At 45.0% G+C, this 6,462-nt stretch carries 1 protein-coding gene and 1 rRNA gene; one reads left to right on the forward strand and one right to left on the reverse strand.

The features are described 5' to 3' along the window. The first annotated feature begins 9 nt into the window (after positions 1–9). A 5S ribosomal RNA gene (rrf, locus tag RMO84_RS02685) occupies positions 10–127 on the forward strand. 125 nt (positions 128–252) lie between these two features. Here the strand turns inward: rrf and RMO84_RS02690 are convergent. After that, positions 253–6,453, reverse strand: coding sequence for an AAA family ATPase (locus RMO84_RS02690; protein WP_310486912.1), 6,201 nt, complete (start codon positions 6,451–6,453; stop codon positions 253–255). Positions 6,454–6,462 lie beyond the last annotated feature (9 nt).

Genomic DNA, 6,462 nt, shown 5'->3' on the forward strand with positions numbered 1-6,462 from the left:
GTACACCTGCTTGGTGTCTATCGCCTAGTGGAACCACACCGATCCCTTCCCGAACTCGGAGGTGAAACGCTAGCACGGCGACGATACTTGGGGGGTTGCCCCCTGGTAAAATAGCTCGATGCCAAGCTTAATATTTTAAAAGAAAGCTCTAGTGATAGGGCTTTTTTTTAGTTGAGATTATTAATGATTTAATATCGATTGTTGAGATTATTAATGATTTAATATCGATTGTTGCCTAGTTAGAATGAATCTTTATTGTCGATCGAGCCAAGCACCACTAAAGATCGAGGCATAAATCCGATTTTGAACTTTTAGCAATCCCTGTTGTTTGATGATAAGCCCGGACAACAGCAATTCCCGTTGCTCGGGACTATCTGTGGCGACAACGGCTTCTTGTTCCCAGACTTGACGGTAGAGTGCTAACAGTCGAAGGGATCGATTGCTTCTGAGGAGTCGATCGCGGATCGTGCGGAGATGTTCTGGTTCGTCCTGAGTTTCCCAATTATCGATGACATTCTCTTGAACCAAGAGATCGATCCACTGGGCTTCAGCGTTGGGGGGAATGAAATCTGACGTCGTGCGAATCAGTCTACAGAGCTTTTGAGTGAGAAATGGCTGTCCGTTCGTCCAAGATAGAATTGCTTTGAGCAGGGTTTGGGGGTTGCTGACTTTTTCTGCTAGTCCTTGCAATAAGGGTTGGGCTTCGCGATCTTTGAAGCCCTCTAGTTGAATGGACTGACCGATATTAAAAGGGGTAATTTGAATATTCGTAATCAATTCTGAAGGGGTGGCGACACCAAAGAGCGCGAAAGTTAGCCGCTGATATTCTGGATCGAGCGTCCGCTGGTTATAACAGGAACGAATCAGGGCAAAAAAGTCATTGACAGGGAAACTTAAGCCCAAGATGCTATCGATTTCATCGATAAAAATGACTAGTTGGGTAGATGGGGTGCCGACTTCCACGAGTAGAACTGTTTTGATAAATTCCCGCAATCGCTGGACTGGCGATAGATCCGATCGCTCTTGCCACCAAGTTTTGAGATTAACTTTGTGGCGGAGATCGAACCGTCGTCCTAGCTCGAAGGCAATGCCTTTGTACCATTGGTCGGGGGTGACATGTTCGCTACCAATGCAAGTCATATCGATCGGCGCGCAAGCAATGCCCTCATGTTGGAGATGCTCGACCATCCTCACCATCAAGCTAGATTTACCCATCTGACGGGGGTTGAGGACGTAGCAAAACTCGCCGCGCTTGAGGGCTTGGTAGAGGTAGCGATCGGCGTCTCGGACTACATAGGTAGGTGCAGCCATCGGCAAACTGCCGCCGACTTGATATTCAAAGCTATCGGTTGGTTCGCCACTGCGGAGTAGCTCGTTTTCAAACAGTAGTTCCGATTGAGTGGCTTTAAGAATTTCCAGGGTTTGGGAGAGTTCTTGGGTGCGTTCTGTGACTTTTTGTTCTAGAGTGCGGCTGTACTCGGCTAAGTCATCTCTGGCTTGTTCGAGAGCCAGATTTTTGAGGGCTAGTTCTTGGGTGAATTGAATCAGGTCGGCTTCGGCTTGTTTGCGCTGGGTAATGTCGGTAAAGGCTACCATCGCATAACTGACTCGCCCGTTGTCATCAAAGACTGGCGTGCCATAAGATTCGATCGGCACAATTTTGTCAGCTTGACGAATTTCCATATCGTCAACAGTGGTACGTTCGCCCTGTAACGCTCGGACGAGGGGCATAGCTGGCGGTGGATACAGTCGATCGGTTCCGGTTTGATAGAGTTGATAAATCTCAGATAATCGATCGGATTTTGTTTCCGCAACAATTCCTTGTCCCAAAAGCTGCTGGGCGATTTGATTGACGTAATAAGGTTTGCCGTCAGCATCGAGGATGCCAATGCCTACGGGTACTGCGTCGAGGAATTGATAGAGCCGCCGCTCGTTGGCGTGTAAGGCAACGTAAAGTTGGGCATTTTGGAGGGAAATTGCGGCCTGTGCCGATAGGAGTGTGAGGACTTCTAAGCGATCGGGTGTAAAGGCACCAGTAACGAGATTATTTTCCAGATAGAGAATGCCACTTAGCTTGCCGCGATTTTCGTTTCTGAAGGCTCCACCAACGATCGAGGGTATACACACGATCGATTTGGGTTGAGTTGCGACAATATGGGGATCGCGGCTAAATTGTCCGGCACTGGTAGCATCATTTAAAACTAAGCTTTCCTGAGTTCGGACGACATAGTTGACGATCGAATTTGACACGCGGGAGTTGTGGGTAGAATCGAGCGGCAGCTGGCTGCCAAGGGTAATCTCTGCCGCAGCGATCCCCTCAGCGGCGATCTGCCAGTAACTATCCCCAGTAACTAAATCTCCCGATGCAGGCAAGAGCAAATAACCTTTTTGAGCACCCGCACTCTCGATTACAGTTTTCATCAATTTTGCGAGCAATTTGTCTAAGTCGATTTCGCTGGAAATTGCCTGCGATGCTTGAATGACTGCGGCTAAATCGATCGCTTCACTCGTCGTGCCAATAGAACTTGTCAAGGAAGTAGAGCTAAAAGTGTTCTGAGGGTGAGATGAAGTAGATCTAAAATATTGAGCATAGCGCGCATCTAAATCTGCTACTTTACTTTGAGCACCCCAAGTTTGATAACCTTGGCGAGCTTTGATGAGATAAAGCTGCGCAAATTCTGCTTTGCCGCGTTCGAGCCAAAACTTAGCTGCTAGCTCATTTGCCAGAGCTTCGTTCTGAATAAATTCATGCGTTCTCGCCGATGCAATCGCTCGATCGTACGCATCTATTGCCTCTAAGTAGTTACCAGATATCCGCGCCATTTCGGCTGCTACCAACAGGTATTTATGCCCAAAATTTTCGGGACAATTATCCGCCCAGATTTGCATCTGCTGTTGATTTGCGACTAGCTGCTCCCAATATTGCTGCTGTTGAGCTACTGCTACTGTGGGATAAAGAACTGCAAGTGTTAATGAGTAATAAAAATTATGCTCGGATACGAAGTACTGAGCGGAAATCCATGTCAATAACATTGCTGCCGATCGAGCGCATGTTAGGGCGGCTTCTGGACGATCGTGTAAGTATAGAACTTGGGATTTGAAGATTTGATAAATACAGATGATATGCGGTAAGCGATCGTTCTCAAGCACATGCAATTCACTGACTCGATCGAATTGCAAGCCCACCTGTTCGGTGTGAATTGCGGTTAAGTCATTAAGTGTAAATTGCAACGCTTTAATCAATTCACTGCCTAGAAAATTATTGGTCTTTTTACAAAAAGCCAATGATTCGGTGAGTTTGCTTTCAATTATTGTTAGCTGAATTCCTTGATAAAAATAACCAAAAAGAATATAAGCTAAAGCATATCCAGAGTATTGTATTTCTCCTGATTCTACACCAGATTGATATCCGGATTTCAACAGCGCAATCGTCGATTTTAGTGGCTTCAACCAGCAACTTATCCACGAAGCATGGATGACAGATGCTTCGCATTTTTGAACTTGATTGTTGAATTTATCACTCAGATTGAGAGCGAGAGATCCAAATGCATATGCAGATTGGTAATGATCTAATGCATAAATAATCACGATGCCATAGTCAGCATAAAATTTTACTGCCTCTGGTAGATTGCCATATTCCAAACAAATATTTACTTGCTTGGCAGTCAACAAAGCAAAAAGATTTGTGTCCAGCATATATGCAGCCGAGTCCATCGCTCCCAGGATTTTAATCGCTGCTTTTTTAGCTGGTATTGTCATTTCTGGCTCATCGATGAGAGAGTCGATCGATCTTCCTTGTAACTGGCGATCGACCAGCGCGATTTCGTGTTGGGTGGCAGCGTGGAGATTAGAGACTGGTAATTCGATATCTAAGGCAGCCAAGCCTTTTCTACCAGCATCGATCGCGTCTATATACCTGGCACCTGTGGCGTATACAACGATTAAAATTCGATATAGCTCTGCTTGTTCTACAGCAGTTATCGTCTTGGTGAGAGTCAGCTTGATGATGTTTTCGGCTCGGTCGAAATTACCATTTAAATACTCAACTTCGGCCAGTTCTTTGTGCAATGTAAACCACAAATTATCCTTGGCTTTATAACTGCATTCTAATAACTGCTGGCCGATAGTTAAATATTCTAGTGACGATCCATAAGCTGTTGAGTCCTTTGCTTTTTTGCCTGCTACCAAATTCAATTTTACTAATGATAGCTTTTCACTATTATCTTCAATGAGGTCGCGACCATGATTGAGATGAGCGACTAGATCGAAGATTTTTTCGCTGGTTTGAGAGATTGGTGTATTCTGAAGTAATAGCCTACCAATTTGGAGATGGACTGCTTGTTTGTGGCGATCGTCGATTAAAGTATAAGCGGCATGTTGGATGCGATCGTGCAAGAATTTATAATTAAGGATGAGTAGCTGAGTCTCGATTTCATCAGTGTCAACTGCTACTAACTCGGAAGTAGGTAAAATTACACCTTGCTCGATTGCCGGAATCAGTGCGAAGAAGGTATCACCGAGAGATCGTTGGTAAATAATGGAGAGAGTATTTAGATCGAAATTATTCCCGACACAAGCAGCTAAGCGTAAAATATCTTGTGTGGATGCTGGTAATTTTTGCAAGGTACCGATCGTCAACTCGACGACATTATCAGTAATGTCTAGCTGTTCGATTTTGGCAATATCCCACTGCCAACTAAGCTGTTGCCGATCGAAGACGAGCAAATTATCTCGTGCCAAGGCTTTGAAGAATTCATTCACAAAAAAGGGATTACCTTGGGTTTTGCCGATTATCAGTTCGGCTAACGGTCTAACTGTACTATGCTCCCGAGCCAAAGTATCGGCAATCAAATGGCTAATCTCTGGCAAATTTAAGGGTGCTAATGTCATCTGGGTAATGGCAACTCCCCGATCTTTTAGTCCCTCGACAACTAGTGTTAACGGATGGATCGGACTGACTTCATTATCTCGATAGGCTCCCACCAAAAATAGATATTGAATCTCGTCATCACCGACGATCGATTCGAGTAACTTCAGACTGGCGGAGTCTGCCCATTGCAGATCGTCGAGAAAGATCGCTAAAGGATGTTCGGCTTGACAAAACACCCGGACAAAGTTTTTAAATACTAAGTTAAATACATTTTGTTTGGCAGTCGGATCTAGTGGCGATCCGATGAGATCGGAGCCGACCATCGGTTCCAATTCTGGAATCAGATCGAGGATAATTTGGCCATTAGTACCGATTGCCGCCAAGATGTTCGATCGCCATCGATCTAACTGTGCGGTAGGTTCGCTTAATAGTTGTTGCACTAAGGACTTAAATGCTTGGGCAATCGCTGAGTAGGGAATATTGCGCTGCAATCGATCGAATTTTCCAGTAATAAAATAGCCGCGTTTTTGGGTAATTGGTTTATAGATTTCCTTGACTAGAGCTGTTTTACCAATGCCGGAAGCACCGGCAACTAGCACCATTTCCACTGGCGATCGAGCTAAATTTACACCAGCGACTTCGTTATTGGTCATCGGAGCGGTTACGCGATGAAAAGCAGCTAATAAGGTTTCAATTTCTCGCTCCCGACCATACAGTTTTTGGGGAATTTGGAAATTCCCCGAAATATCTCGCTCGGCGAGGGTAAAGTTAGCAATCTCTCCGGTCAGCTCTAATTGCCGCTGACATTCTTCCAAATCTACTTTCAGTCCCCAAGCACTTTGATATCGTTCCTCAGCCGTTTTAGCTAACAGCTTCATGACCAGATTGGACAGAGGTAGCGGAATGTCTGGATTTAAGTGGTGCGGCGGTAGTGGCTGTCTGGCAATATGACAATGCACTAACTCTAGTGCATCGGTTGTTTCAAAGGGCAGCTTGTGCGCGAGCAGTTGATAAAAGGTTGCACCCAGGGAATAAAAATCGGTGCGATAGTCTAGCGTGCGATTCATTCTGCCAGTTTGTTCTGGCGACATATAGGCTAATGTGCCTTCTAGTAGCTGCGGATTTTTAAGCTGAGTATTTTCGCGAGTAAATACTGTCGAAATTCCAAAATCAACGATCTTAACTTGCCCAGTTATGGGGTTGTAAATGATATTAGCGGGATTGAGATCTTTGTGAACGATCTTGGCCGCATGAATCTGGCTGAGATTGTCCGCTATTTTAATAGCTAAATCGAGAAATTCTGCTAGCATAAAGTTTCTCGATGCTAGCAGAATTTGTAAGGATTCCCCGCCAAAATCTTCCAAAAACATCACTAAAGTATTGTGATGTTTTTGCAGATCGTAGGCGCGAACGACACCCTCTAATTGCAAGGAACGCACGATCGCATATTCTTGCTTGTATCGAGTCAGTTGTCCGGGAGTAGGACAATCCGATCTTAATACTTTGAGAATTGTCGGTCGATCGTCCAGATTGCCGATCGATCGATAGACAATCGAATTGGCACTTTCATAAATTTGTACCAAATCTTGGCG

It is taken from the genome of Chamaesiphon sp. VAR_69_metabat_338, from assembly GCF_031423935.1.
In the GTDB taxonomy this organism is placed as follows: domain Bacteria; phylum Cyanobacteriota; class Cyanobacteriia; order Cyanobacteriales; family Chamaesiphonaceae; genus Chamaesiphon.